Genomic DNA, 24821 nt, shown 5'->3' on the forward strand with positions numbered 1-24821 from the left:
GACGATGCAAGAGAAAGTTGAAGCCCAGAACATTCTGTCCATGAACAGTGTCGAGGTGCTGTACGACAATGTAATGCTGGCGATCAAAGGTGTTTCGGTTCAGGTTCCTACAGGCGGGATGATCGCACTCTTGGGATCGAACGGAGCGGGGAAAAGCACCACGTTGAAAGCGATCAGCGGTCTTTTGAAGGCTGAGCGCGGACGCATCAGCCGAGGTGAGATAACGTTCCAGGGAGCGGACATTACCGAAGCGCTCGCGCAAAAACGCGTCGAGATGGGCATCTGTCATGTCATCGAAGGGCGACGAGTCTTCGAACACCTGACCCCCGACGAGAACCTGACCGCCGCCGCGCCGCGCGGAATGTCCCGATCAACGCTGAATGCGGAAAAGGACAAGATCTACGGATATTTTCCGCGGCTTGCCGAACGCAAGAATTCGCAAGCAGGCTATTTGTCGGGTGGTGAGCAACAGATGCTTGCCATTGGGCGGGCCCTCGTGACCCAGCCGAAGCTGTTGATGCTTGATGAACCAAGTCTCGGGCTTGCTCCGTTCCTGGTCGAGGAAATCTTCGGCATCTTGCAAAAGATCAATAAGGATGAGGGCCTGTCCGTCCTGCTGGTGGAACAGAACGCCTTGGCGGCTCTGGAAATCGTTTCGCAAGGGTACCTTATCGAAAACGGCCGCGTTGTTATGCACGGCACCGCCGAGGCGCTCAAATCTAACTCCGACATTCAGGAGTTCTATCTAGGCGGCGGAGAGACCGATTTTCACAACGTCAAGCACTACAGCCGACGCAAACGTTGGTTGAGTTGAGGTACTAATCAGAAGTTGTTCAGGGAGGAACAAATGAAGAAACTTACCAAAGCGTTGGCCGTATTATCAATGTTCGGCGGAGCAATGTTTGGCACCCAGACGCTGGCTGAGCCATTCAAGATCGGCATCTGCTACGATCTCAGCAAGGCCTATACCTTTGCCACGCCGCAGGTTTCGCAGGCCGCGATGGACCTTGCCAAGCTCATCAACATGAAGGGCGGCATCGGTGGGGAACCGGTCGAAGTCATCGTGCGTGACCACGGGAACGAACCGCAGCGCGGAATCGAGTGCTACTCCAAGCTCAGCCGCGAGGGTGTATTCGTCTTCGATACCCTGTCCACTCCGGTCTCTCTGGCTATCCTGCCGCGGGCCATGGAAGACGGGCGTATCCTGATGCAGTCGCTTGTCGGCCGAGGCGATGCCGTTGACGGCACCGTTTTCGAATGGGTCTATCCGGTCGGACCGACCTATTGGGGACAGGCGGCCAATGATGTTGCCTACATAAAGCAATTGCATGATGGCGACTTGTCGGACGTGAAGGTGGGGTTTGTGTATTTCGATTACCCTTTCGGACAGGAGCCGATCGAGATCCTGGAAACCTTGTCCGAAAAAGAGGGTTTCGAGCTTGAGCTGTACCCCGTGCCGCTTCCGGGCAGTGACCAGGCCGGTGTGTGGTCCAAGGTGCGCCGCGACAAGCCCGATCATGTAATCGTCTGGATGTTGGGCGGTGCGCATGTGGTTGCGTCGAAGGAGATGCAGCGCAATCGCATTCCGATGGACAAGTACATCTCGGTCAACTGGTTGAACGAAGTCGATATCGCCAACATCGGTGAAGAGGCCGCCAAGGGTATCAAGCGCGGTACCAATGTCGTGGGCGGTCAGGATATTGCCCTGTATCAGGAAATCATGTCCGAGCTTTATGACAAGGGCGAGGGGTCCGGCCCGATCGAGAAGACGCAGGACGTTTTCTACAACACCGGTCTGGCGATGTATTCAATCATGTTCGAAGCCGCGCGCAGGGCGGCAGAACAGGAAGGCCTTCCGATAACCGCGGAGTCCTACAAAGCCGGACTGGAATCTCTTGAGGGATACGACGCGAACGGGCTGATGGCCCCCATTACGGTGACGGCCGAAGATCATGGCGGCGGCGGTAAGACCCGGATCGAGATGTGGGACGGGGAGACTTGGGTGCCGCAAACCGACTGGATCTCTGAGTACACGGACGTCGTGTGGGACGTGGTGAAAGAAAGTTCCTCAAAATACGAGCAGTGAAAGACAGGTAGCAGGAAGGGTGACGCTACGCAGGGCGGCAGCGGCGCTTACGAAACGGTATCATCGCCCTAAACCCTAGAAACGGGAGAGAGAAAACATGAAAGTCAAACAGCACATTAAGGCAGTGGTCCTTGCTACTGCGCTGGCTGCAAGCGCGACTGTGGCCTCAGCGCAGGACAAGGAGCCGATCCGCTTCGGACTCTGCTTCGACCTCAGTAAATCCTACACGTTCATTTCGCCGCAGGTGGCCCAGGCCGCGCAGGATCTCGCGATGTACACCAACGAAAACGGTGGTATTGAAGGGCATCCGGTTGAAGTCATCATTCGCGATCACGGCAACGAACCGCAGCGTGGCGTGGAATGCTATGAGCAGCTCAAGCGCGAAGGCGTTTTCCTTTTCAATTTTCTGTCCACGCCGGTCACGAACGCGGTTTTGCCGCGTGCCATGAAGGACGGTAACGTACTGATGCAGTCTTTCGTTGGCCGCGGTGACGCGGTGGACGGCGAAGTGTTCGAATGGGTTTTCCCGGTCGGTCCGACGTACTGGCAGCAGGCGGCAAATGACGTTGCCTTCATCAAGGGTCAGATGGGCGGTGACTTGAGCAAGGCGAAGATCGGGTTCATCTATCTGGATTATCCCTTTGGCCAGGAACCGATCGAGATCCTGAAAACGCTTTCCGAAAAGGAAGGGTTCGAGTTGGAGCTGTATCCCGTACCGCTTCCCGGGTCGGATCAAGCCGGCGCATGGAGCAAAATCCGCCGCGACAAGCCCGACTATGTGATCAGCTGGCTACTGGCGGGCGGACATGTGGTCGCCTCGAAGGAAATGCGCCGCAACCGTTTCCCGATCGACCGCTATCTGTCGGTGAACTGGCTGAACGAAGTCGATATCGCCAATATCGGCGCGGAAGAGGCGAAAGGCATCCTGCGCGGGACGAACGTGGCCGGTGGCCAGGAAGTTCCGATCGTCAAGACGATGCTGGACACCTACTATGCCAATGGCAAGGGCAGCGGACCCGAGAGCCTCGTGCGCGACGTGTACTACAATACGGGCATGGCGATCTACTCGGCCGGTTTCGAAGCTGCGCGTATTGCGATTACCGAAAACGGTTGGCCGATCACACCGGAAACCATGAAGAATGCCTTTGAATCGATCGAGAACTTCGATGGAAACGGCATCATGGCCCCGGTTACAGTGACCGACAAAGACCACGGAGGTGGTGGCAAGACCCGGGTCGAACAGTGGAATGGCGAAACCTGGGTTCCGCTGACCGACTGGAGCGCCGACTATCTCGACGTTGTTTGGGATGTCATCAAGCACAGCTCGGCGACTTTCACCGTCGAATAAGACTGGGCTTCCCCGCGGCAGACACGTCGCGGGGAAGCTTTCCGCAGTTAGATTGTCCCGAGAAAGCGAAGCAGGTATCATGAGCCCCATTGACGTGAAGATCGAAGACGGAATTGCAACCGTCTGTATTAACCGGCCCGAACGCAAAAACGCACTTTCCGTGGCGGCTACGAACGGGCTGACCGATGCTTGGGAAAAGATCGAGGCGGATGACAGCGTTCGTGTGGCCATTCTGACTTCGGCCGATTGTGGCGTGTTCAGCGCCGGACTGGATCTGAAGGAAGCCACAAAAATCGCACGCGACGAGGGCGTCGATATTCTGACCAAGATGCGCGACCCGTTTCACGAGACAATGCGCGCCTGCAAGAAACCGATCATCGCGGCGATGACGGGGTCGCTGATGGCGGGCGGAATGATGCTGACTTTGAATTGCGATCTGCGGGTCGGTCTCAAGGGGACCAAGGTCGGTATCACCGAAGTAAAGATCGGTCGTGGATCGCCTTGGGCATCGCCAGCATTGTCCATGCTGCCGCAGCCCATCCTTATGGAAATAGTTCTGACCGGCGACTTGATGCCGATCGAGCGCCTGCACGAATACGGGTTCACCAACTATATCGAAGACACTCCCGATGCTGTCCGCGCACGGGCCTTCGACCTTGCCAAACGCATTGCCAGCGCGGCCCCGCTGTCGGTTGTTGCCGCGAAAGGCAGTGTTCGCGCAACCATGGATCTTGGCTGTGCCGGTGGTCTGGAAGAGGGCAAGCGCCTGCACGAGGTGGTTTACGCCAGCAACGACGCGATTGAAGGCCCAAAGGCCTTTGCTGAAAAGCGAGCACCCGTCTGGACCGGGACCTGATGGAGGCTTGAATGACTGAGCTTATTCGCCTGGACAGGGATGGCCCTGTCGGAATCCTGCGGTTTCTTCAGCCGACAAAACGCAACCCTTACAGCATCGGGTTCGTCGAAGAACTAGTGGCGCTCCTGCGCGAAGCCGAACGGGACGCTACGATCCGTGTCGTTGTTATGACCGGTGGCGATCATTTCAGCAGCGGCGGCGATCTTGTCGGGTTTCAGTCTGAGATCGCGAAAGGCGCAAAGGCGACATCGGAAATGGTGGAGCTGGTTCACGATGGCGGACGCGCGGCCTATCTGTTTCGCAAACCTCTGATTTCCGCGGTATGCGGCGTGGCTTTTGGCGCGGGTTTAAGCCTGGCCTTGTCGGCGGACATTGTCGTTGCTGCCGAAGATGCCCGGCTGTGCGAAGTTTTTGCGCGCGTCGGCGGCTGTCCTGACACGGGATCAAGCTGGCTGCTTCAACAGCGTGCCGGTGCGGGGGTGGCGCGGATGCTGGTGCTCACGGGCCGCGAGATCGACGGACGCACCGCTAGGGACCTGCGCGTTGTCGAAGAATGCGTGCCGGCCAACCAGGTCGAGGTACGGGCGTTGGAAATTGCCCGCGAGATTGCAACGCACCCGATGTTTGGCGTTCAGACCGCCAAGCGTGTGATGCGCGCCGCAGCCGAGTGCAGCTATCTCGAGGCGCTGGATATCGAGCGCGATGCCCAAAGCGTTTTGCTGTGCGCGCATGACTTTCCCGAGGCGATGAAAGCGTTCTCGGAAAAAAGAACTCCAGAATTCAAAGACCGTTAGCTCGGTTGAAACCTTATCGCAAAACTCAAGGAGCCCACGCCAATGAAGGTACTCGTGCCTGTGAAACGCGTGATCGACTACAACGTGAAGGTCCGCGTCAAGGCGGATGGCAGCGGTGTCGATCTCGCCAACGTTAAGATGTCGATGAACCCGTTCGACGAAATCGCCGTTGAAGAGGCGATCCGCCTGAAAGAGGCGGGAAAAGCCGAAGAGGTCGTCGCGGTATCCATCGGCGTCAAACAGGCGCAGGAAACCCTGCGCACCGCACTGGCCATGGGCGCCGACCGCGCCATCCTGGTCGTCGCAGCGGATGACGTGCACCAGGATATCGAGCCGCTGGCAGTGGCCAAGATCCTTGCCAAGGTCGTGGAAGAGGAACAGCCCGGTCTGGTTCTCTGCGGCAAGCAGGCGATCGACAACGACATGAATGCCACCGGCCAGATGCTGTCGGCGATCCTCGGTTGGAGCCAGGCGACCTTTGCCTCGGAAGTGGGCATCGATGGCGACAGCGCCGTCGTCACCCGCGAGGTCGATGGCGGCCTGCAGACCATCAAGGTCAAGATGCCGACCGTCGTTTCCGTCGACCTGCGCCTGAACGAACCGCGCTATGCGTCGCTGCCCAACATCATGAAGGCCAAGAAAAAGCCGCTGGATGAAAAGACCGCCGCCGATTACGGCGTCGACGTCACCCCGCGCCTGACCGTGGTCAAGACGTCCGAGCCGGCCGAACGCGCCGCCGGTGAAATGGTTGGCTCGGTCGACGAGCTGGTTGCGAAACTCAAGGAAAAGGGGGCGGTGTGATGGCTGTTCTTCTTCTTGCCGAAGTCAACAATGGTGAACTGTCGATGGACGCGACCGCAAAGGCGGTCACCGCGTCCAAGGCCCTGGGCGACGTGACGGTTCTGTGCGCCGGCGCATCCGCCGCCGACGCCGCGAAAGAAGCCGCGACAATTGATGGCGTGGCCAAGGTGCTGGTCGCCGAAGACCCCGCGCTGGGTCATCGCCTGGCGGAATCGACCGCCGACCTGATCGTGTCGCTGGCAGGCGATTACGATCACATCGTGGCGCCCGCCACCACCGACGCCAAGAACGTGCTGCCCCGCGTGGCCGCGCTGCTGGACGTGATGATGCTGACCGACGTCTCGGGCGTGGTCGATGCCGACACGTTCGAGCGCCCGATCTATGCAGGTAACGCGATCCAGACGGTGAAATCGGGCGACGCGAAAAAGGTCGTGTCCTTCCGCACCGCCAGCTTCGACGCGGCCGGCACCGGTGGCTCGGCCGCCGTGGAAACCGTGGGCGGGGCCTCCGCTTCGGGCCTGTCGGAATGGGTCGAAGACAAGGTCGCCGAAAGCGACCGTCCCGAACTGACCTCGGCCGGTATCGTGGTGTCGGGCGGCCGTGGCGTCGGCTCGGAAGACGATTTCGCGCTGATCGAGAAACTGGCCGACAAGCTGGGCGCCGCCGTTGGCGCATCCCGCGCCGCCGTCGACTCGGGCTTTGCACCGAACGACTGGCAGGTTGGCCAGACCGGCAAGGTGGTCGCGCCTGACCTGTATATTGCCGTCGGCATCTCGGGTGCGATCCAGCACCTTGCGGGCATGAAGGACAGCAAGATCATCGTCGCGATCAACAAGGACGAAGAGGCCCCGATCTTCCAGGTGGCCGATTACGGTCTGGTCGCCGACCTGTTCGAAGCTGTGCCTGAACTGACCGACAAGCTGTAAGTCCATTGCAAAAATTACAAAAAGGCCCGCCTGTTTTGTCGGGCCTTTTTGTACGAGCCGAATGGGCGGCGCGTTGATTGGAAAAATCCGGATGCGCACGGTCCGAAGCCGTGTGACGCTCCGTCAGAACGGCTCGGGTTCATTGTCGAGAAAAAAAACACTTGTTAGATTTCCTCAATGCAAGCATGACTCGATAGGAATAAAACATGTCTCTGATCAAGAACTCCCCGAGTTGGGCAGTGGATGAACACAAGATGTTCGCCGATAGTACACGCAGGCTTTTCGATGCAGAGATGGCTCCGAAGATTGAAAAATGGGCGGAGCAGGGAATTGTTGACCGCGACTTCTGGAAAACAGTCGGTCAGCAGGGTGTCATGGGTGGCTCGATTGCCGAAGAATATGGTGGTTTCGGTGGCGGCATCGGGTTCGACGCGATTACCGTCTACGAGCAGGGGCGCACCGGTGATACGGGTTGGGGCTATGGGATTCAGTCCATCGTAATCCATTATCTCAACGCATATGGCAGTGAGGAACAGAAGAAAAAGTGGTTGCCGAAACTGGTCAGCGGCGACAGCGTTGCGGCGATTGCCATGACCGAGCCTGGAACGGGCTCTGACCTCCAGAACGTACAAACCTATGCGGAAAAGGATGGCAACCACTACAAGATCAACGGTTCGAAGATCTTTATCACAAACGGGCACACGGCGGATCTCGTTGTTATCGTGGCAAAGACCGATCGCAACGCCGGCGCCAAGGGCGTTTCGTTGATCGTTCTGGAAACCGAGGGCGCCGAGGGCTTTCGCCGGGGACGGAACCTGAAGAAACTGGGTATGAAAGGTTCGGATACTGCTGAGCTGTTCTTCGAGGATGTGCGCGTGCCCACGGCGAACCTGCTTGGTCCGGAAGAGGGGCAGGGGTTCTACCAGCTGATGAAGCAGCTGCCTTGGGAGCGGCTGATGATCGGCATTACCGCGCTCGGTTTTATTGATTTTGCGATCGATGAAACGGTGAAATATGTTCAGGACCGCAAGGCATTTGGAAGCCGGATCATGGACTTCCAGAATACACGCTTCAAACTGGCGGAATGCAAAACCAAGGCCGAATTGCTACGTTCTTTCGTAAATGACGGGCTCGCGCGTCTTGAAGCGGGCGAACTTGATGCGGCCACGGCTTCGATGGCGAAATGGTGGGGCAGCCAGACGCAGAACGAGGTCATGCATGAATGCCTGCAACTGCACGGCGGTTACGGTTTCATGATGGAATACCCCATCGCGCGACTTTATGCCGACAGCAGGGTCCAGATGATCTATGGCGGCACCAACGAGATCATGAAGGAACTGATCGCACGCTCGATGGATGTTTGATCCGTCCGGTGCCGGGTGGGGCTATTCCCTGCCCGGTCCCAGAATTTCGTCGCTGTGTTCCCCAAGTCGCGGGGCCGGGCGATGATCATGTCGCGCAGGGGTCGCCGAAAAGCGAGCCGGCGGGCGTGTCGTCCAGATCGCACCTTCGGTCGGGTGATCAATCCGTTGAAAGAACCCGGTTGCGGCAAGATGGGGATCGTTCGGCAAATCTGACAGGTTGCGCACTGGCATGGCGGGTATGTCGGCCTGCTCCATGAGGTCAAGCCACTCATCTGTGGTCCGGGTCAGCGCAATCTGCGCCACCATATCGTATACTGCGCCGATGTTGCGGCTTCGGGCATCCATGTCAGTGACCCAGACATGGTCGATCATGTCGTCGCGCCCGACCGCCTGAAAGAACCGCGCCCATTGCACGTTGGTGTAGGGCAGAATGGTGATGTAGCCATCTGCGGTCTGAACCGGACGCCGGTGCGGAACCAGCATGCGGGCATAGCCGAAATCCTGCGGAGTCTCCTCGAAGGTGGCGCCATCCATGTGTTCGGCCAGCAGGAAGGCGGCCAGCGTCTCAAACATCGGAACTTCGACATGCTGGGCCTGTCCCGTACGCTCGCGGTGGAACAGGGCGCCCATCACGGCATAGGCGGCGGTCACGCCGCCAAGCTTGTCGGCCAGAATTGTCGGGGCATAAGCGGGCGGTGCCTCGGGGTCGCGCAAGGTTGCCAGGCTGGCCAATCCCGACACCGACTGGACGGAATCGTCGAATGCTGGCTTGGCGGCATAGGGCCCGTCCTGTCCGAAACCGGTGGCGGATACCGTGATCAGGTTCGGGTTTTCCTGGCGCAGGGTTTCGGGATCCAAAGACAATCTGGCAAGCGCCGCAGGCCGGATGCTCGAAATCATCACATCGGCATCGATGAGCAGTTTGCGCAACTGATCGAGACCGGTTTGTGTTTTGAGGTCGAGTACGACACTGCGCTTGTTACGGTTGGTCCCCAGAAAAGCGGCCCCCATCAGCTTGTTGCGCGATGGCTGGACCTGGCGAAGAAGATCGCCCTCGGGGCCTTCCACCTTGATCACATCGGCCCCCAGATCGCCCAGCATCTGCGTCGCCAAAGGTCCGAAAACTACAGAAGTCAGATCGACGATCTTCACGTCTTGAAGGATCGCCGGATTGTTCTCATCGGTCATTTGATTGTCCACTTAGTTGCCTACCGTTTTTTATGAACAACGGCCGAACTCGGCGCGAAGGGCCTTGCCTTGCGCATCGAAGGCCGGGCAGGGGCCCAGTGCCGTTTCGCCGAGGCTGCGCCGGATCGGGGGGGTCGGGACGTTGATTTCACCGGAAGGCGTGCGAATTACGGACCGGTCAAGCTGGGGGTGACCGGACAGGGTCGCCACGTCGTTCACCGCGCCCGAGGCAATGCCCGCAGCGTCAAGCCGCTTCAGCATCTCGGCGCGGTCATGCGAGGCGAACACGTCCTTGATGAGAACTTCGAGCGCGGGTTTGTTTTCAATTCGCGACGTGTTGTCATGGAACCGGGGGTCGGTTGCCAAAGCCGCATCGCCCAGTATGTGTTCACAGAACCGTTGCCATTCGCCGTTGTGTTGCACGGTAATGACGACAAGCTGACCGTCCTTGCATTCATAGGCCCCGTACGGGCAAATGACCGTGTGGTTCAGTCCGACACGAGGTGTCGGCTTGCCAAGGTAATCGTGATACAGCAGTGGAACCGACATCCAGTCGGCCATCACATCAAACATTGCCACGGAAACGCCGCTGCCCTTGCCGGTGCGATCACGCCCGACAAGTGCTTCGCAGATTCCAGCATGGGCTGTCATACCGGTGGCGATATCGCAGACCGACACGCCCACCCGTCCTGGTCCGTCGGGTGTACCGGTCACTGATGCCAGACCGCTCTCGCATTGCACCAGAAGGTCATAGGCCTTGGCGTTGCGCATCGGGCCGTCTTCGCCATATCCGGTGATGTCGCAGGTCACTAGACGCGGGAAGCTCTCTCGCAGACTCGCGGAATCGAGCCCCAGCTTGGCCAGCGCGCCCGGCAGCAGGTTCTGAATAAACACATCTGCGTTTTCCAGCATCCTGAGCAGGATTTCACGGTCTTCGTCGGCTTTAATGTCCAAGGCGACCGATTCTTTGCCTCGGTTCAGCCATGTGAAATAGGCGCTTTCACCGTTGGCGGCGGTATCGTAGGCGCGGGCGAAATCGCCTGCGCCCTTGCGTTCGATCTTGATCACGCGCGCGCCGGCGTCGGCCAGCCGCGAGGAGCAAAAAGGCGCAGCGACTGCCTGTTCCAGCGCAACGACGAGTTTGCCGGAAAGGGGGGCTAAGTCTGAACCTGACATGAGTTTCTCTCAATTGATCCTGAAAGGTTGACTAAATCTAACAATTGTTAGAAAGATTATCAATACGCTTGAACAAAGACTGGGTCGCTTGAAGGAGAACGCCTATGCAGGATGCCAAAGGACCAGACCAGCTTTTCCAACGCGCGCTGGCAGAGGGAGAGATCCTGCTGCCCAAGTGCGACGACTGCGGGGCCTATCACTTTTTCCCGCGAGTCCTGTGTCCACATTGTCATGGCGCCGCGATTTCGTGGAAGCAGGCCACCGGCAAGGGACGGGTCTACACCACAACCGTCGTGCGCCGCAGCCAAAACCGCGGTGGCGACTACAACGTGTGCATGGTCGAGCTTCAAGAGGGCGTTCGAATGATGAGCCGGGTCGAAGACATTGCACCGGGTGAGGTCGCCATCGACATGGCTGTAACCGCTTTCGTGGGCGAGGCCGAGGGTGTTCCGGCCGTGCTCTTCAAGCCGTCGGAGGTATAAGTCATGACCACAGAACTTCGGGGGAAATCCGCCATCGTGGGAACCGGTCATGCCGGTTTCGGAGAAGCCCATGGCCTGACGGCCTATGATGTCATGGCGCAATCTGCGCTTGCGGCGCTTGGCGATGCCGGGCTGAAACTGTCCGACGTCGACGGGCTGTTCTGCACCATGATGGAAGACAGCATGCCGGCGCTTATGGCGGCGGAGTATCTGGGCATCCAGCCCCGTTTCATTGATGGCACGATGTCGGGCGGTTCGTCCTTCGTAAACTACCTGACGTCCGCGACCATGGCGCTTGATGCCGGTCTGTGTGATGTCGCTCTTATCGTCTATGGCTCCAACCAGCGCACCGCATCGGGCAGACTCGTGACCGCTTCACGTCCGCCGGCCTACGAGGCGCCATATAATCCGCGCTATCCGATCTCGGCCTATGCGATGGCCGCAGCCCGGCACATGCATGAATATGGCACCACCCGAGAGCAGCTGGCCGACGTGGCCGTTGCTGCGCGGGCATGGGCACAACACAACCCCGAAGCGTTCGAGCGCGGCCCGCTGACCCGAGAAGACGTGTTGGGCGCGCGCATGGTGGGCGATCCATTGACCGTGCGCGACTGTTGTCTTGTCACCGACGGCGGTGGCGCGATCGTGATGGTCCGCGCGGACCGCGCACGGGATTTCCCCAAGGTGCCTGTCTATGTGCTGGGCAGTGCGACGGCAAGCTCGCACCGGCAGATTTCCCAGATGAAGGATTTCACCGTGACCGCGGCCCGCGACTCGGGCGCGCGCGCCTTTGCGGCGGCCGGAGTGACCCCTGCGGATATCCAGGCGGTCGAGCTCTATGATGCCTTCACCATCAACACGATTTTGTTTCTCGAAGATCTTGGGTTCTGCGCCAAGGGCGAGGGAGGGGCCTTTGTCGAGGGCGGACGCATCGCGCCTGGCGGCGTCTTGCCGGTGAACACGAATGGCGGCGGCCTGTCCTGCGTGCACCCCGGGATGTACGGCATCTTCACAGTGATCGAGGCTGCTCGTCAGATCCGTGGCGACGCGCCGGGCATTCAGTCGAAGGATATCGACCTGGCGCTGGCGCATGGCAACGGCGGTGTGCTGTCCAGCCAGGTCACGGCGATACTTGGATCGCAAAACACGCTCTGACGGCAACTAAGGGAGGAAAGTAAATGCCATTGGATTTCGAGGCACTGTCGAACTGGGACTTTGAGGAAATCGAACAGACGCTGACCGAGCGGGATACCATCCTGTATGCACTCGGCCTTGGGTTCGGCGAGGATCCGACCGACAAAAAGGAGCTGGCCTATGTCTATGAGGACGGGCTCAAGGCAGTTCCCTCGATGGCGGTCATTTTGGGGTATCCCGGCTTCTGGCTGCGCGATCCCAAGACCGGCGTAAACTGGCAAAAAGTGCTGCACGGAGAACAGTGGCTCGACATCTACAAGCCGCTGCCGACACATGGCCGGATTGTCGGCCGCAGCAAGATCGACTTCATCGCCGACAAGGGCGAGGGCAAGGGAGCCGTCATTTACCAAAGCCGTGATATTATCGACGCGGACAGCGGTGAAAAACTGGCGCGCGTGGCGATGTCGGCTTTCTGTCGCGGTGATGGGGGGTTCGGCGGTGAGAACCAGGCAGGTCCGGCACCCGCAGTGCTACCTGACCGGGCGCCTGATCACATATGTGATATCGATACCCTGCCCCGCCAAGCCCTTATTTATCGTCTCAGCGGTGATTTCAATCCGCTTCACGCTGACCCGGATGTGGCCCGTTCTGTCGGGTTCGACCGCCCGATCCTGCATGGTCTGGCGACCTATGGGCTGGCGGCCCGGGCGATTCTAAAGACGTTGCTTGACTATGATTCTGCCCGGCTTGTCGGTCTGGATGTTCGGTTCTCGGCTCCGGTCTATCCCGGCGAAACCGTGCGGTTCGAAATCTGGGAAGAGGACGGCGAGGTCCGGTTTCGAGCGTCTATTCCTGCACGCGACGTGGTTGTTCTGAACAACGGCGCAGCGCGCTTCGCCTGAGGCAATGAAGATGGCTCAACCTCTCAAGGATATCCTGGTGCTGGATTTCAGCACCCTTCTTCCCGGTCCGATGGCGACGCTCATGCTGTCCGAGGCCGGCGCCGAAGTGATCAAGTTCGAACGGCCCGGAGTCGGCGAGGACGCGCGCCAAACCGAGCCCAGGATCGACGGAGAGAGCATCGGATTTGCCGTGTTGAACCACGGCAAGCGATCGGTGGCCATCGACCTCAAGTCAAGGGGCGCAGTGGAACGTCTGCGCCCTTTGATCGAGAAGGCCGATGTTCTGGTAGAGCAGTTTCGTCCCGGCGTGATGGACCGGCTGGGGCTTGGTTATGAAGCGTTGCGAAAGATCAATCCCGGTCTCATCTATTGTTCGATCACCGGCTATGGCCAGACCGGACCAAAGGCCAGCGCCGCCGGCCACGATCTCAACTACGTCGGTGATGCGGGTATCCTGTCGCTCAGTCGCGGACCGGATGACCAGCCAACAGCCCCGTTCGGGCTGGTCGCCGATATCGGAGGCGGAACCTATCCTGCGGTGATGAATATCCTGCTGGCCCTGATTGCGCGGCAGGCAAGCGGGCAGGGGATGCATCTGGATATCGCAATGGCCGAGGGGGCGTTCGCCTTTGCCTATTGGGCCCATGCCGAAGGTGTGATTGCCGGGCAGAACATCGAAAGCGGTTGCAGCCGTCTGACGGGTGGCCTGGCCCGTTATCGGCTTTATACGGCTGCGGACGGGCGTCAGATCGCCGTCGGCGCGTTGGAAGAAAAGTTCTGGCAGTCGTTCTGCGATGTCATTGGTTTGCCGGTGGCCCTTCGCGATGACTGGTCCGATCCAAATGCCTGTGCCGCAGAGGTTGCACGTCGTCTGAGGGAACACCCCTCGACCCATTGGGAGCCTTTGCTGGCTGCGGCAGATTGCTGCTGTTCGGTCGTGAAGACGCCCGCCGAGGCGGCGCGTGGCCCGCATTTCAAAGCGCGTGACGTGTTCGGGCGGACCGTAAAAATCTCCGGCCGGGACGCGCCCGCTTTGCCGCTGCCAATTGCCCCGGAGTTCCGTTCTTCCGGAAATTCGGTCGGAGTTGCAGCCACTCTGGGCGAAGACAATACGCGTTATGGCTTGGACCAACCAAAGACAGAGTAAATCCCGTTGACGGGCAGGTTTTGAATCGGTAATCTAACAATTGTTAGAAAAAAGGAGGGTCCAATGGACAAGTCTGACGATGACCTGCCGACTGAAGCTGAGCGTTATGTCATGCCATCGCGCTTTGTGGAAAGCGATAGCTTGGAAGTGCAGGGTTTCGTGACATCGGCTTTGCGTGATCTTCCTGTGGGCGCAACCAATCGAGATAAGGCGATCCGCCTGTTCGAAGCGGTGCGCGACGATATTCGCTATGATCCCTATTGTTTTGCGCTGGATGAGGACTCTTACCGTGCCAGCCGTATCGCTGGGGCGGAAGCGGCGTTTTGCGTTCCCAAGGCAATTCTTCTGGCGGCTTGTTTGCGTGCTGTGGGTATCCCTGCCGCTCTGGGGTTCGCGGATGTGCGCAACCACCTGAATACACCCAAGTTGCAGGAGTTGATGGGGACCGATCTCTTTATCTACCACGGCTATGTTCAGCTGTGGTTGGGGAATGAGGCCTACAAGGTGACACCTGCATTCAACATGGAACTGTGTGAAAGATTCGGGGTCAAACCCCTGGTCTTCGACGGCTATCACGACGCGCTCTTTCATGAGTTCGACGAACAGAATCACCGGCACATGGAATATGTGAACGACCGTGGTCTCTATTTCGACGCGCCGATGGGTGAGTTCCTGGTGGCGTTCAAGCAAACCTATCCGAAGCTGGAAGAATTCAACCGCATCCGAATATCCAAGGATGCGAGCGGATACGATGACGGTTTCGCAAAGGAGGGTGCCTCTTGAGGTATCTGGAAGACTTCTCGCCGGGCCAAGTCTATCGCTTTCGCAGCGCTCCGATGAGCGCGGATTCAATAAAGGCCTTTGCCAAGGAATGGGATCCGCAGCGGCTGCACACCGATGAAGACTATGCAACCGCCATACATGGCAGCCTGATCGCCTCGGGCTTTCAGACCATGCTTGAGGTGTTCAAGCCGGTCATGACCGAGATGATGGTCGATGTTGCCAATATCGGCGGCATGGGCTTTGACAATTTGCGCTGGCTGCGGCCTGTGCACCCGAACGAACCCCTTGATGTCGAACTGACGGTCAACTCGGTCACACCGTCAAAAAGCAAGCCCGACAGAGGTGTTTTGCACTATACGCTCAGCGCCAGAAACCCCGAGGGCGAGGTCGTTTTTTCGACCGACACCCCCGTGATGATCCAGCGAAAACAAAATGACACAAACTGATATCCTTTCCAGCGAACAAGAAGACCTTCGCCTGTTGCGCGAGAGCGTGCGCACGTTGTTTGAACGGGCGGGCGGAAGTGACAGAGCCCGACAACTCCGTGATGCCGGGGGCGGTTTCGATCCGGAGATGGTCCGGGAACTGGCCGAGGCCGGTGTTTTCGGCGTGGCGGTGCCCGAAGATCAGGGCGGGCTTGGCATGGGCCTAGCCGCCGGGGGTGTCATCGCCGAGGAAGTCGGCCGTGTGATTGCCCCGGAACCGGTCGTGTCGACGATCGGTCTGAGCCTCGGCCTTCTGCGCCGCCTTTGTCCGGATCATCCGAAGATGGCACAGCTCATCGGCGGCGAAATTTCATTGGCGGTTGCCTGGCAGGAACGCGGCCCCGACGGGGCGCCTGCCGATGCGACCTGCCGATACGCGGACGGAAAGCTGACCGGTAGCAAGGCCTGGGTCGTCGGTGCGATCGGTTCGCACGGGTTCCTTGTCGTGGCCGAACAGGATGATGGTCCGGTTCTGGTTCTGGCTGAGGCAGACGCGCAGGGGCTTGTCATCGACAAGCGGACGCAGGCGGATGGCAGCTCTCTGGGCGAGCTTTCGTTTTCGGGAACTCCGGCCGCGGAATTGGCCAGCAGCGGTGCGGTTCTCACTGCACTGGCCGAGGCTGTCGCCGATGCAACGGCGCTTGCCGCGGCCGAGCTTGTCGGCCTGAGCGAGCGCGCCTTCGAGATCACGCTCGACTACATCAAGACGCGGGAGCAGTTCGACAAGCCGATCGGATCATTCCAGGTCATCCAGCACCGTGCCGTCGACCTCAACGTGATGTGCGAGGTCGCGCAGGCCGGAGTGCGGGAGGCGCTTGCGCAGATGGACATCGAAACCGATCCGAAGGTTCGGGCCCCGATTGCCAGCCGCGCCAAAGCGCGCGCCGTCACGGCCGCCAAGAAAATCACCCGCGACGCCATCCAGCTGCACGGGGCCGTCGGGTACACGGATGAGTTCGATATCGGGCTCTACCTGAACCGGGCGCTGGTGCTGTCGGCCTGGTTGGGCGACGATGCCTATCACAGGCGGATATGGTTCGAGGCACGCGAAGCAGAGGGGGCAGCACAATGACCGACTGGAACGCTATGACCGATGCAGAGTTCCGCAAAGAAGTGCGCCAGTTCTTCGAGGCGGAATATCCCGAGGAGCTGCGTCACCTGCCGCACCGACCGAAGTTCGCCGAGATCGAACATTGGCACCGCAAGCTTCACGCCAAGGGCTGGGTCGCGCCAGCCTGGCCCGCTGAATTCGGCGGTATGGGGCTGAACGCCGCCAAGTTGCTGATCTTTTACGAAGAGCAGCAGCGCTGGGGCGTCAATCGCGGCCGCGACATGGGCGTGCAGATGGTCGGGCCGCTGATCATCAAATTCGGCACCCAGGAACAAAAAGATTACTGGCTGCCGCGTATCCTGAGTTGCGAAGATATCTGGTGTCAGGGCTATTCGGAACCCGGCGCCGGGTCCGATCTGGCGAACCTGCGCACACGCGCAGAGATTGACGGCGACGACTTTGTCATCAACGGACAGAAGATCTGGACCACGATGGCGCATGACGCCACGCATATTTTCATGCTGGTGCGCTCCGATCCCGATGCGCCGAAGAAACAGCAGGGCATCAGTTTCCTGCTCGCTCCGATGGATCAACCCGGAGTCGAGGTGCGCACCATCACGACCCTGTCGGGCGAGACCGAGTTTTGCGAGGTCTTCTTTGACAATGCACGGACGCCCCGCGAGAACCTCGTGGGCGAGCTGAACAAGGGTTGGACGATGGCCAAGGCTCTCTTGAGCTTCGAACGCATTTTCATCGGTTCGCCAAGTCTGGCCCAGAACGCTCTGGGACAGCTTGAAAGCTTTGCCCGTGGCCGTGGCGCGTTTGACGATCCGGTGTTCCGTGACCGCTTTGCCCAGGCGGCACTGGATGTGGAAGATCATGCCGCGCTTTATGCCCGTTTTGCAGATCAGCTCAAACGTGGCGAGACGCTCGGTGCGGATGTGTCCATGCTGAAGATTTGGGTGACTGAATGCTTCCAGCGCATCACCGAGCTGATGATCGAAGCAGCCGGTCCCGATGGCGGCTCCATCGGGCCGCTTCAGGTCGGCAACGTAAGTGTCGATGTTCTGGCGAGTTTCTACAAGGCCAGACCTACCACGATCTACGGTGGATCGAACGAAATCCAAAGAAACATCCTGTCCAAGGCCGTCCTGGGACTGCCTGGCTGACTCAATACCCCACGGAGGAAATAGAACCATGTCGGATCGTTATGCAAAATACGATAAACTGAAATTTGACTACCCGGCGGATCGCGTCCTGCGCATCACGTTCGACCGGCCCGAGACATTCAACTCGGTCGATGCCGAAACCCACACTCAGATGACGGACATGTGGATCGATATCGACCGTGACCCAGACATCAATTCGGTCATCGTGACCGGTGCGGGCAAGGCATTTTCCGCCGGGGGTGATTTCAGCCTGATCGAAAACATGATTGGCAATTCGCACGAGATCATGAAGACGTGGAAAGAAGCCAAGGATCTCGTCTATAACATCATCAACTGCAACAAGCCGATCATTTCCGCGATCAATGGCCCTGCGGCCGGCGCAGGCCTTGTGGTTGCCATCCTGGCCGACATCTCGATCGCCGGAAAGAAGGCCAAGATTGTCGATGGTCATCCCCGCCTTGGTGTTGCCGCCGGTGACGTCGCGGCGATTATCTGGCCGCTGCTGACCTCGATGGCCAAGGCGAAATACTATCTGATGACCTGCAAGCCGGTGTCGGGCGAAGAGGCCGAGCGTATCGGTCTGGTATCAATGTGCGTCGAGGATGACGAGCTGCAGCAGATCGCGCTGGATACAGCCGTCGAACTGGCCAACGGCTCGCAAAGCGCGATTCGCTGGACCAAGTATTCGCTGAACAACTGGCTGCGCCAGGCCGGGCCGATCTTTGATGCGTCGACCGCGCTGGAGATGCTTGGCTTCATGAGCGAGGACGTCAAGGAAGGTGTGTTGTCGCACCGCGAGAAGCGCGCGCCGAACTTCCGTAAGGACTGCCCGCTTTAACGCCCGATTGGACGAGGAGGCATGGAAATGTCTGATGATATCTACAAAGATATAGCTCAAGCCTATGCCGCTGCGGCCGAAAAAGCTCCTGGCCTGAAATCGCGATTTACGGCTGCCGGATTCGATCCGGCAGCTGTCACATCGGTGGCGGACCTCTCGCGTCTTCCAGTGATGAAAAAAGAAGAGCTTCTGAAGATCCAGCGCGAGAACCCGCCCTTTGGCGGGTTCCTGGCCTCGGATCTGAAGGATGTCGGGCGGATCTACGTGTCCCCCGGCCCGATTTTCGAACCGGCCCTTTCGGACGGTGGCGGCCACGGCCTTGACCGGTTGTTCAAGGCGGCAGGCGTGGGGCCGGGGGATATCATCCTGAACACCTGGATGTATCATCTGGTGCCCGCGGGGCTTTTGTTCGACGAAGCGGCACAGGCCGCAGGCGCCACGGTGATCCCCGGAGGCGTCGGCAATACGGAGCTTCAGGCACAGATCATCGCCGAAACCGGCGTGACTTCGATCTGCGCTTCGACCGCGTTTTTCCTGACGCTGGCGGACAAGGTGATCGAAACCTATGGCCGCGACGCATGGAAGGTGAAGACAGCCTTCCTCGGCGGTGAGATGGGCGACTGGATGGCCAAGCGCCGCCGGATCGAGGCCGAATACGGCGTGTCCACCTGGGCCGCCTATGCCACCGCCGATCTGGGCCTTGTCGCCTATGAGGATGGCGGCGAAGGCTACCTGGTTCATCCCGACCGCGTGGTGCAGATCTGCGATCCGGTCAGCGGCGAACAGGTCGCTCATGGCGAACCTGGCGAGGTTGTCGTGACCGCGCGCGATGCCACCTGGCCGATGATCCGGTTCGGCACCGGCGACAGCGCCTTTGCCCTGGAAAGCAACGCGGATGGCACCGTCAGCCGGATTTCAGCATTGCAGGGACGGGTCGGGGCAGCGGTCAAAGTGCGCGAGATTTTCGTTTATCCGCGCGTGGTTGAAGAAGTTGTCATCGGCACGCCGGGCGCAAAGGCCGCGCAGGCCGTGGTAACGCGCGAGAACGATCGCGACATGATCCGCCTCTCGCTTGTGCTGGAAGACGGTGCCGACGCTTCCGCCGCAGAAGCAGCCGCCGCTGATACCTTCAAACTGCATGCACGAATTCGTGCTGACGAGGTGAACATTGTTTCGGAACTACCCGAAAATGCAGAACTGATCGTCAACCAAAAAGACCGCTGAGATCGGGTTCTGTGCGCTTTGCCTGAATCCGACCTTTTAGCCGACACTGGCACGCGGGTTTTCGTGGACCCAAGACTTTCAACTTGGCGAAGGTCTTGGGGATCCCGGCCCCGCGCGCCCGTGGGGTGTCGCGGAAAGCGGCACAGGTCAAACGTGGTCGAAATCGACTGTCAGTTTTTTGGTTTTCGGACGGGCCTGGCAGGTCAGGACAAAGTTCTCCTTCAACTACCAAGGCTCCAAAGCATAGTTCAGCGTCATCTCTGCCTCGCCTTCGATAACTTTGGCGCGGCAGGTGGAACACATTGCGCCCTTGCAGCAATAGGGTAGTTCGATACCTGCTGCGGCGGCGGAGACCACGCTTTCCTGATCAGGTGTCATCACAAAGCTGCGGGCGGTGCCATCATGGATCGCCGTGACCTGAACTCCTTCTCCAGTGGCGGCTTCCGCCGTAAGCGGCGCAAGCGTGACGGTGGCGGTATTGTCAGCATCGGCGGGAGCGAACAGCTCGTCATGAAAACGGTTCTCTTCAACGCCTAGGTCGCGGAGCGCGGTCTTGAGTTCCTGAATCATCTCGGCGGGGCCGCAAAGAAAAGCATCTTCTATTTCTGCCGGAGCGAACAGGGCACCGGAGAACTTGCGCAGCTTTTCCGCATCAAGCCGGCCCGAGAATAGTGGGGAATCGGTGCCTTCGCGCGTCAGTGTATGAAAAAGAGAGAACCGTCCGGGATAGGTATCCTTGAGATCGTTCAATTCGTCGCGGAAGATGATGGAACTTAGCGTTCGACTGCCGTAAAAAAGGATGAAGTTGGCCCCGGCCTCGGTGGCAAGCACCGAGCGGATGATCGAAATGATTGGAGTAGTTCCACTGCCCGGGGCCAGGGCGAGATAGGTGCGTGGTCCGCCTTGTCGTATCTTTGATCCGAATGTGCCTTCGGGCGTCATGACATCAAGTTCGGTGCCCGGTGGCAGTTCGCTATGAACGAAAGAGGAAAACGCTCCGCCTTCCAGCAGCTTGACCAGAACGCGCAACTCGCCATCGTCTCGGCCGGAGCTGACCGAATAGCATCGCCGCACACCATCGATATCATCGGCACGGCGCAGCGTGACGTACTGGCCCGGGATGAATTGATAGTCGTCCGCCAGATCTTCGGGATTGGGCGAGCATTTCGCCGAACTGCTGGCGGGGCAGGATGTCGACGTCACATTGGCCGCCCGCCGCGTCGCCCGCTTGTCTGAGCTTTCCGCAAAGATAGCGGCGGAAGGGGGGCAGGCCGATGTGATAGAGATGGACGTGGCGGACCCGAAGTCGGTGGAAGCCGCGCTGAAGGGACGGGTCTTTGACACTGTCATCAACAATGCCGGAACGACGGCATCTCTTCCCGCATTGGAACACGGGCCGGCCGAAATCGACGCGATCATAGACACAAATCTCAAGGGCGCATTTCATGTCGCACGTATCGCCGCCAAAGCGATGATTGATGCCGGACGCGGGGGCTGTATCGTCAATGTCGCCTCGTTTCTGGGCACACGGGTGGCCAGCCATGTGTCCGCCTATGCCGCGTCCAAGGAAGGGCTGATTCAACTGACCCGGTCTCTGGCGCTTGAATGGGCGCGGCATGGCATCCGGGTGAATGCCATCTGCCCCGGTTATATCGAAACCGACCTGAACCGTGAGTTTTTTGCCACTGACGCGGGACAGGCATTGATCAAACGCGTCCCGCAGCGCCGGTTGGGGCATGATCCGTTGGCCGCCCCCCCCGGACCGGGGGCCTACGATAAGGCGACCGGGAATCCCCGGCCGCAATTCTTAGAGTCACGATTTCAGAACGCGTTAAGCCCGGTCAGGTTGCGCCCGATGACCAGTTTTTGGATTTCGGTGGTGCCATCGGGAATCGGCATGACCTTTGCATTGCGGAAGTGCCGTTCAACGTCGAACTCTTTGGTGATGCCGTTGCCGCCGTGGATCTGCACCGCTTTGCCGGCGATTTCGACGGCCATTTCGGTTGCATACCATTTCGCCATCGAGGTCTGGGTGTCACAGCGCACGCCCAGGTCCAGAAGTTGCAGCCCGCGCTGGCACAACAGGCGCGCGGCATCCAGGTGCGTGGCCATGTCGGCCAGGTAGCCTTGAATCAACTGGTGCCCGCCAATCGGCTTGCCATGCTGCTCGCGTTCCTGGGCATATTTGACCGCACATTCCAATGCCGCCTGACCAATGCCGATGCTGGTCAGGCCAACAAACACACGCGCGCTCTCAAACAGTTTCAACGTCTGGAACAGGCCGCCGCCTGCATTACCCAGAACATGCTCGGCGGTGGTTTCCGCCCGGTCGAAAAACAATTCACAGGTCGATGCACCGACAAGTCCCATCTTGCGCAATTCGCGGCTCTCATAGTTGCCGGTGTCGCGGTCGACGATGACCATGGAAATACCGTCGTCCAGATTGCAGACAACGATGGCGAAATCCGACTGGGCCCCATTGGAAATCCAGAGCTTCTGGCCAGTGACGAAAATCTTATCGCCCTCTCGGTCCGCACGTGTCTTGACCTCGCGTACGTTCGAACCGACCTCTGGTTCGGAAATACAGGTGGCACAGATCCGTTCGCTGCGCAGGAGCGGCTTCAGATAGGCCTCTTTCTGCGCCACATTTCCCAAGAGGTTGACCGCGAACACGGCATGACCCTGAATCAGCACCGCGATTGCCAGATCGGCCCATATCCGGGCCAGTTCCTCGTATAGGATGCCATAGGTCATGCGGTCGATTCCGGCACCGCCTTCCTCTTCGGGGATCAGGCCGCTGATCAGCCCGAATTCCTCGACCTTGGCGAACAGGGACTTCAGGGTTTTCGCATCGGGGGGGTGGCCGAGGTTCTCGTATTTCTCGGCCAGCGGCGCGAACTCTGCCTCGGCCATCTTGCGGAAGTTTTCCAGCAACATGCGTTGCTCATCTGTATAGATTGCCTGAGCGGCGGCGATCACGTTTTCCATGGTTCGTCTCCTTGTTTCAACGGCCCAGAATGATGACGCAGGCGGCCGCTTCTTCTACCCCGTGCAACCCCCCGCCGTTTTCGGCGATGGCATTCTTTGCCCCTTCGACCTGGCGCGCGCCAGCTTCGCCGCGCAGTTGCGTGACCAGTTCGAAAACCTGCCCTATCCCTGTGGCACCGACCGGGTGGCCCTTGGATTCCAACCCGCCCGAGGGGTTCACCGGAATGCGTCCGCCGATCTTTGTCTCGCCGCGCAGACTGGCGGGACCGCCCTCGCCGAATTCGACAAATCCGAGGTTCTCGATCTGGATCACTTCGCCCACGGCCGTGGCGTCATGCACTTCGGCCACCGATATATCCTCGGGGCCGATCCCGGCCTGTTCATAGGCCTCAAGCGCGGCAAGCCGGGTCAGGTGGTTCTTGTAATCTTCCGGCGGACGATCGGTGCCCGAGCGCAGGATCGCGGCCTTGACCTTGATCGCGCGCGCGGGATCTAGGCCCAGACGTTTTATCCCCTCGCCGGTGCATAAAACGGCCGCAGCGGCCCCGTCCGAGATCGGGGCGCACATCGGCAGGGTCAGCGGATAGGTGATCGGCGGCGCGGCCAATACCTGATCGACGCTCATGGCTTCTCGGTATTGCGCCAGTGGATTATGCACGGAATGCGCATGGTTCTTGGCGGCGACGGCGGCGAACTGTTCCTGAGTTGTGCCAAAGGTCTTCATGTGCAGCCGGGCGAAGCCTGCGTAGACATCCATGAACACGCTGTAGGGCTTGGGCGATTTCGATCCTTCGGGTTCCTCGACCCCTGCACCCAGATCGGCCAGCCGTTGCGCGACCTCTTCGCTGTTGCTGACGTCCCAGCCGCTGTCGAAGGCCGAAAACATCAACGCACGGTCGTCAGAATACATCTTTTCGGCGCCCACGGCGAGACAGCAGTCGCCATTGCCGGCCTTGAGGAAATCGACTGCCAGTTTGAACCCGGTCGAGGCGCTGGCGCAGGCGTTTTCGACATTCACCACCGGAATGCCCTGAATGCCCATTTCACGCAGCGCGATTTCGCCGCGGATCATGTGCTGGCCCTCCATGTGGCCCTGCACCGCGTTCGAGAAGAATGCGCCGTCGATACGATCTGCCGTCACTCGGGCATCGGAAAGCGCGGCGGCGACGGCCTCGCCGGTCATGTCCTTGATGGTTTTGTCCCGGAACTTTCCGAACGGCGTCATCCCGACGCCAACGATGTAAATGTCCTGCATCGTTTGTCCTCCTGACCTAGTATCCGCGAAACTGCGGTTTTCGTTTTTCATTGAACGCCGACAGACCCTCGTGCATGTCCCAGGATCGCATGTGCGCGCGCAGGTTCAGCATCTCTTCGGAAAGCGCGGCGGTTTCGTCCACGTCCAGCGACCGATTGGCAACCGTCTTCATGCGGCGTAAGACCGCCGGGCTTTTTTCTGCCAGCCTGTCGGTAAAGGCCTGCACCGCTTGTCGCAGGTCTTCGTCCGCGACGACCTTGTTCACCAGTCCCCAGTCCATCATGTCCCGTGCCGAAACGTTCTCGCCCGAGAACAGCAGGTATTTCGCGCGGTTCAGGCCAATCCTACGCGGCAGGATCGCCGCACCGCCGGCCCCGGGAAAGACGCCAAAGTTGGAATGTGCGTCGCCCAGTTGCGCGCTTTCGGCGGCAAAGACCAGATCGCAGGCCATCACCATTTCCAAACCGCCCGCCATCGCCAGCCCGTTCACTGCGGCGATCACCGGTTTCGGGCCATGTCGCATCAGCCCAAACGTGTGATCGACAAGATCCAGAAGATCCGGCTCGCCTGGTGCATGTTTGGCGCCAGCAACTTCTTTCAGATCGGCACCGGCGCAGAATGCCCGGCCAGAGCCGGTCAGGACAATTGTACGCACCCCATCGTCGGCCAGCGCCGATTCCAGTGCTGCCGCCATCTCGCGCAGCATCTGCGTTGACATTGCGTTGAGCTGTTCGGTGCGCTGGAAGGTAATCCATTCAGTTTTTTCGACCCGCTCAACGAATAGCGTCTGCTTTGCTTCACTCATGCTAAGCTCCTGATAATTA

At 59.5% G+C, this 24821-nt stretch carries 24 protein-coding genes and 1 pseudogene; 19 read left to right on the top strand and 6 right to left on the bottom strand.

What is annotated here, in order from left to right; all coding sequences use genetic code 11:
• Positions 1-4: 4 nt before the first annotated feature.
• From ACGYK2_RS15305 to ACGYK2_RS15340, 8 genes are all read left to right on the top strand, one after another.
• Positions 5-814 (top strand): ABC transporter ATP-binding protein, encoded by an 810-nt coding sequence (locus tag ACGYK2_RS15305; protein WP_152467188.1) that lies wholly within the window; start codon positions 5-7, stop codon positions 812-814.
• 33 nt (positions 815-847) lie between these two features.
• The gene (locus ACGYK2_RS15310) at positions 848-2086 is read left to right on the top strand and encodes an ABC transporter substrate-binding protein (RefSeq protein WP_394374333.1); all 1239 of its coding nucleotides are present in this window, start codon (positions 848-850) and stop codon (positions 2084-2086) included.
• Between the two features lie 97 nt (positions 2087-2183).
• Entirely contained in the window at positions 2184-3434 is a 1251-nt protein-coding gene (locus tag ACGYK2_RS15315) for an ABC transporter substrate-binding protein (protein ID WP_152467189.1), read from the top strand.
• Positions 3435-3513: 79 nt separating this feature from the next.
• Complete coding sequence (locus tag ACGYK2_RS15320) at positions 3514-4290, top strand: enoyl-CoA hydratase/isomerase family protein (RefSeq protein ID WP_152467190.1); 777 nt, start codon at positions 3514-3516, stop codon at positions 4288-4290.
• Positions 4291-4301: 11 nt separating this feature from the next.
• A complete protein-coding gene (locus ACGYK2_RS15325; RefSeq protein ID WP_136340178.1) occupies positions 4302-5084 on the top strand; it encodes an enoyl-CoA hydratase/isomerase family protein in 783 nt (260 codons plus the stop codon).
• A gap of 42 nt (positions 5085-5126) precedes the next feature.
• Positions 5127-5885, top strand: a complete 759-nt coding sequence (locus ACGYK2_RS15330; RefSeq protein ID WP_090029138.1) for an electron transfer flavoprotein subunit beta/FixA family protein — start codon at positions 5127-5129, stop codon at positions 5883-5885.
• Positions 5885-6811 (top strand): electron transfer flavoprotein subunit alpha/FixB family protein, encoded by a 927-nt coding sequence (locus tag ACGYK2_RS15335; protein ID WP_152467191.1) that lies wholly within the window; start codon positions 5885-5887, stop codon positions 6809-6811. Before ACGYK2_RS15330 ends, ACGYK2_RS15335 begins: the two co-directional genes overlap by 1 nt.
• Positions 6812-7017: 206 nt before the next feature.
• Entirely contained in the window at positions 7018-8175 is a 1158-nt protein-coding gene (locus ACGYK2_RS15340) for an acyl-CoA dehydrogenase family protein (protein WP_081979662.1), read from the top strand.
• Between the two features lie 21 nt (positions 8176-8196).
• Here ACGYK2_RS15340 and ACGYK2_RS15345 read toward each other — a convergent pair whose 3' ends face one another.
• Both ACGYK2_RS15345 and ACGYK2_RS15350 read right to left on the bottom strand, forming a co-directional pair.
• Positions 8197-9363, bottom strand: coding sequence for a CaiB/BaiF CoA-transferase family protein (locus ACGYK2_RS15345; protein WP_152467192.1), 1167 nt, complete (start codon positions 9361-9363; stop codon positions 8197-8199).
• A 30-nt stretch (positions 9364-9393) separates the two neighbouring features.
• Positions 9394-10539 carry a CaiB/BaiF CoA-transferase family protein gene (locus tag ACGYK2_RS15350; RefSeq protein ID WP_152467193.1) on the bottom strand — a complete coding sequence of 382 codons (1146 nt, stop codon included), beginning with the start codon at positions 10537-10539 and terminating at the stop codon, positions 9394-9396.
• Positions 10540-10643: 104 nt separating this feature from the next.
• Between ACGYK2_RS15350 and ACGYK2_RS15355 the strand changes: the two genes are divergently transcribed.
• The 10 genes from ACGYK2_RS15355 (at position 10644) to ACGYK2_RS15400 (ending at position 19754) form a co-directional block, all read left to right on the top strand.
• Positions 10644-11021, top strand: a complete 378-nt coding sequence (locus tag ACGYK2_RS15355) for a Zn-ribbon domain-containing OB-fold protein (RefSeq protein WP_152467115.1) — start codon at positions 10644-10646, stop codon at positions 11019-11021.
• 3 nt (positions 11022-11024) lie between these two features.
• Complete coding sequence (locus tag ACGYK2_RS15360; protein ID WP_152467116.1) at positions 11025-12176, top strand: thiolase; 1152 nt, start codon at positions 11025-11027, stop codon at positions 12174-12176.
• A 23-nt stretch (positions 12177-12199) separates the two neighbouring features.
• Positions 12200-13057, top strand: coding sequence for a MaoC/PaaZ C-terminal domain-containing protein (locus tag ACGYK2_RS15365; RefSeq protein WP_172975947.1), 858 nt, complete (start codon positions 12200-12202; stop codon positions 13055-13057).
• 10 nt (positions 13058-13067) lie between these two features.
• Complete coding sequence (locus ACGYK2_RS15370) at positions 13068-14204, top strand: CaiB/BaiF CoA transferase family protein (RefSeq protein WP_394374334.1); 1137 nt, start codon at positions 13068-13070, stop codon at positions 14202-14204.
• A gap of 63 nt (positions 14205-14267) precedes the next feature.
• Positions 14268-14987, top strand: a complete 720-nt coding sequence (locus ACGYK2_RS15375; RefSeq protein WP_152467118.1) for a transglutaminase family protein — start codon at positions 14268-14270, stop codon at positions 14985-14987.
• Entirely contained in the window at positions 14984-15433 is a 450-nt protein-coding gene (locus ACGYK2_RS15380) for a MaoC family dehydratase (protein WP_136340184.1), read from the top strand. The genes ACGYK2_RS15375 and ACGYK2_RS15380 overlap by 4 nt, the downstream gene beginning before the upstream one ends.
• Positions 15420-16544, top strand: coding sequence for an acyl-CoA dehydrogenase family protein (locus tag ACGYK2_RS15385; protein WP_394374335.1), 1125 nt, complete (start codon positions 15420-15422; stop codon positions 16542-16544). Before ACGYK2_RS15380 ends, ACGYK2_RS15385 begins: the two co-directional genes overlap by 14 nt.
• Positions 16541-17692 carry an acyl-CoA dehydrogenase family protein gene (locus tag ACGYK2_RS15390; RefSeq protein ID WP_152467119.1) on the top strand — a complete coding sequence of 384 codons (1152 nt, stop codon included), beginning with the start codon at positions 16541-16543 and terminating at the stop codon, positions 17690-17692. The genes ACGYK2_RS15385 and ACGYK2_RS15390 overlap by 4 nt, the downstream gene beginning before the upstream one ends.
• Before the next feature lie 28 nt (positions 17693-17720).
• A complete protein-coding gene (locus tag ACGYK2_RS15395; protein WP_028095226.1) occupies positions 17721-18530 on the top strand; it encodes an enoyl-CoA hydratase/isomerase family protein in 810 nt (269 codons plus the stop codon).
• A 27-nt stretch (positions 18531-18557) separates the two neighbouring features.
• On the top strand, positions 18558-19754 hold the full coding sequence (locus ACGYK2_RS15400) for a phenylacetate--CoA ligase family protein (protein WP_232237126.1): 1197 nt from the start codon (positions 18558-18560) through the stop codon (positions 19752-19754).
• 225 nt (positions 19755-19979) lie between these two features.
• Here the strand turns inward: ACGYK2_RS15400 and ACGYK2_RS15405 are convergent, their stop codons facing one another.
• On the bottom strand, positions 19980-20957 hold the full coding sequence (locus tag ACGYK2_RS15405) for an FAD-binding oxidoreductase (RefSeq protein ID WP_168733229.1): 978 nt from the start codon (positions 20955-20957) through the stop codon (positions 19980-19982).
• On the opposite strand from ACGYK2_RS15405, the pseudogene ACGYK2_RS15410 reads away from it, so the two are divergent.
• Positions 20908-21429 (top strand): annotated as a pseudogene (locus ACGYK2_RS15410) (SDR family NAD(P)-dependent oxidoreductase); the annotation flags it as partial. The gene ACGYK2_RS15405 and the pseudogene ACGYK2_RS15410 sit on opposite strands and share 50 nt — an antisense overlap.
• Positions 21430-21575: 146 nt before the next feature.
• Here the strand turns inward: ACGYK2_RS15410 and ACGYK2_RS15415 are convergent.
• The 3 genes from ACGYK2_RS15415 to ACGYK2_RS15425 are packed head-to-tail and all read right to left on the bottom strand — an operon-like array spanning position 21576 to position 24802.
• Positions 21576-22742, bottom strand: coding sequence for an acyl-CoA dehydrogenase family protein (locus tag ACGYK2_RS15415; protein ID WP_136340189.1), 1167 nt, complete (start codon positions 22740-22742; stop codon positions 21576-21578).
• Positions 22743-22758: 16 nt separating this feature from the next.
• The gene (locus ACGYK2_RS15420; protein ID WP_152467122.1) at positions 22759-23997 is read right to left on the bottom strand and encodes a thiolase family protein; all 1239 of its coding nucleotides are present in this window, start codon (positions 23995-23997) and stop codon (positions 22759-22761) included.
• 16 nt (positions 23998-24013) lie between these two features.
• A complete protein-coding gene (locus ACGYK2_RS15425) occupies positions 24014-24802 on the bottom strand; it encodes an enoyl-CoA hydratase/isomerase family protein (protein ID WP_152467123.1) in 789 nt (262 codons plus the stop codon).
• Positions 24803-24821 lie beyond the last annotated feature (19 nt).

This window comes from Sulfitobacter sp. 1A10359, assembly GCF_043558145.1.
Classification (GTDB): domain Bacteria; phylum Pseudomonadota; class Alphaproteobacteria; order Rhodobacterales; family Rhodobacteraceae; genus Sulfitobacter; species Sulfitobacter faviae.

What these genes read in the sequence shown, in the direction of transcription:
- ACGYK2_RS15305 (WP_152467188.1), top strand. Translation starts at nt 5, where the DNA reads ATGCAAGAGAAAGTTGAAGCCCAGAACATTCTGTCCATGAACAGTGTC.
- ACGYK2_RS15310 (WP_394374333.1), top strand. Translation starts at nt 848, where the DNA reads ATGAAGAAACTTACCAAAGCGTTGGCCGTATTATCAATGTTCGGCGGA.
- ACGYK2_RS15315 (WP_152467189.1), top strand. Translation starts at nt 2,184, where the DNA reads ATGAAAGTCAAACAGCACATTAAGGCAGTGGTCCTTGCTACTGCGCTG.
- ACGYK2_RS15320 (WP_152467190.1), top strand. Translation starts at nt 3,514, where the DNA reads ATGAGCCCCATTGACGTGAAGATCGAAGACGGAATTGCAACCGTCTGT.
- ACGYK2_RS15325 (WP_136340178.1), top strand. Translation starts at nt 4,302, where the DNA reads ATGACTGAGCTTATTCGCCTGGACAGGGATGGCCCTGTCGGAATCCTG.
- ACGYK2_RS15330 (WP_090029138.1), top strand. Translation starts at nt 5,127, where the DNA reads ATGAAGGTACTCGTGCCTGTGAAACGCGTGATCGACTACAACGTGAAG.
- ACGYK2_RS15335 (WP_152467191.1), top strand. Translation starts at nt 5,885, where the DNA reads ATGGCTGTTCTTCTTCTTGCCGAAGTCAACAATGGTGAACTGTCGATG.
- ACGYK2_RS15340 (WP_081979662.1), top strand. Translation starts at nt 7,018, where the DNA reads ATGTCTCTGATCAAGAACTCCCCGAGTTGGGCAGTGGATGAACACAAG.
- ACGYK2_RS15345 (WP_152467192.1), bottom strand. Translation starts at nt 9,363, where the DNA reads ATGACCGATGAGAACAATCCGGCGATCCTTCAAGACGTGAAGATCGTC.
- ACGYK2_RS15350 (WP_152467193.1), bottom strand. Translation starts at nt 10,539, where the DNA reads ATGTCAGGTTCAGACTTAGCCCCCCTTTCCGGCAAACTCGTCGTTGCG.
- ACGYK2_RS15355 (WP_152467115.1), top strand. Translation starts at nt 10,644, where the DNA reads ATGCAGGATGCCAAAGGACCAGACCAGCTTTTCCAACGCGCGCTGGCA.
- ACGYK2_RS15360 (WP_152467116.1), top strand. Translation starts at nt 11,025, where the DNA reads ATGACCACAGAACTTCGGGGGAAATCCGCCATCGTGGGAACCGGTCAT.
- ACGYK2_RS15365 (WP_172975947.1), top strand. Translation starts at nt 12,200, where the DNA reads ATGCCATTGGATTTCGAGGCACTGTCGAACTGGGACTTTGAGGAAATC.
- ACGYK2_RS15370 (WP_394374334.1), top strand. Translation starts at nt 13,068, where the DNA reads ATGGCTCAACCTCTCAAGGATATCCTGGTGCTGGATTTCAGCACCCTT.
- ACGYK2_RS15375 (WP_152467118.1), top strand. Translation starts at nt 14,268, where the DNA reads ATGGACAAGTCTGACGATGACCTGCCGACTGAAGCTGAGCGTTATGTC.
- ACGYK2_RS15385 (WP_394374335.1), top strand. Translation starts at nt 15,420, where the DNA reads ATGACACAAACTGATATCCTTTCCAGCGAACAAGAAGACCTTCGCCTG.
- ACGYK2_RS15390 (WP_152467119.1), top strand. Translation starts at nt 16,541, where the DNA reads ATGACCGACTGGAACGCTATGACCGATGCAGAGTTCCGCAAAGAAGTG.
- ACGYK2_RS15395 (WP_028095226.1), top strand. Translation starts at nt 17,721, where the DNA reads ATGTCGGATCGTTATGCAAAATACGATAAACTGAAATTTGACTACCCG.
- ACGYK2_RS15400 (WP_232237126.1), top strand. Translation starts at nt 18,558, where the DNA reads ATGTCTGATGATATCTACAAAGATATAGCTCAAGCCTATGCCGCTGCG.
- ACGYK2_RS15415 (WP_136340189.1), bottom strand. Translation starts at nt 22,742, where the DNA reads ATGGAAAACGTGATCGCCGCCGCTCAGGCAATCTATACAGATGAGCAA.
- ACGYK2_RS15420 (WP_152467122.1), bottom strand. Translation starts at nt 23,997, where the DNA reads ATGCAGGACATTTACATCGTTGGCGTCGGGATGACGCCGTTCGGAAAG.
- ACGYK2_RS15425 (WP_152467123.1), bottom strand. Translation starts at nt 24,802, where the DNA reads ATGAGTGAAGCAAAGCAGACGCTATTCGTTGAGCGGGTCGAAAAAACT.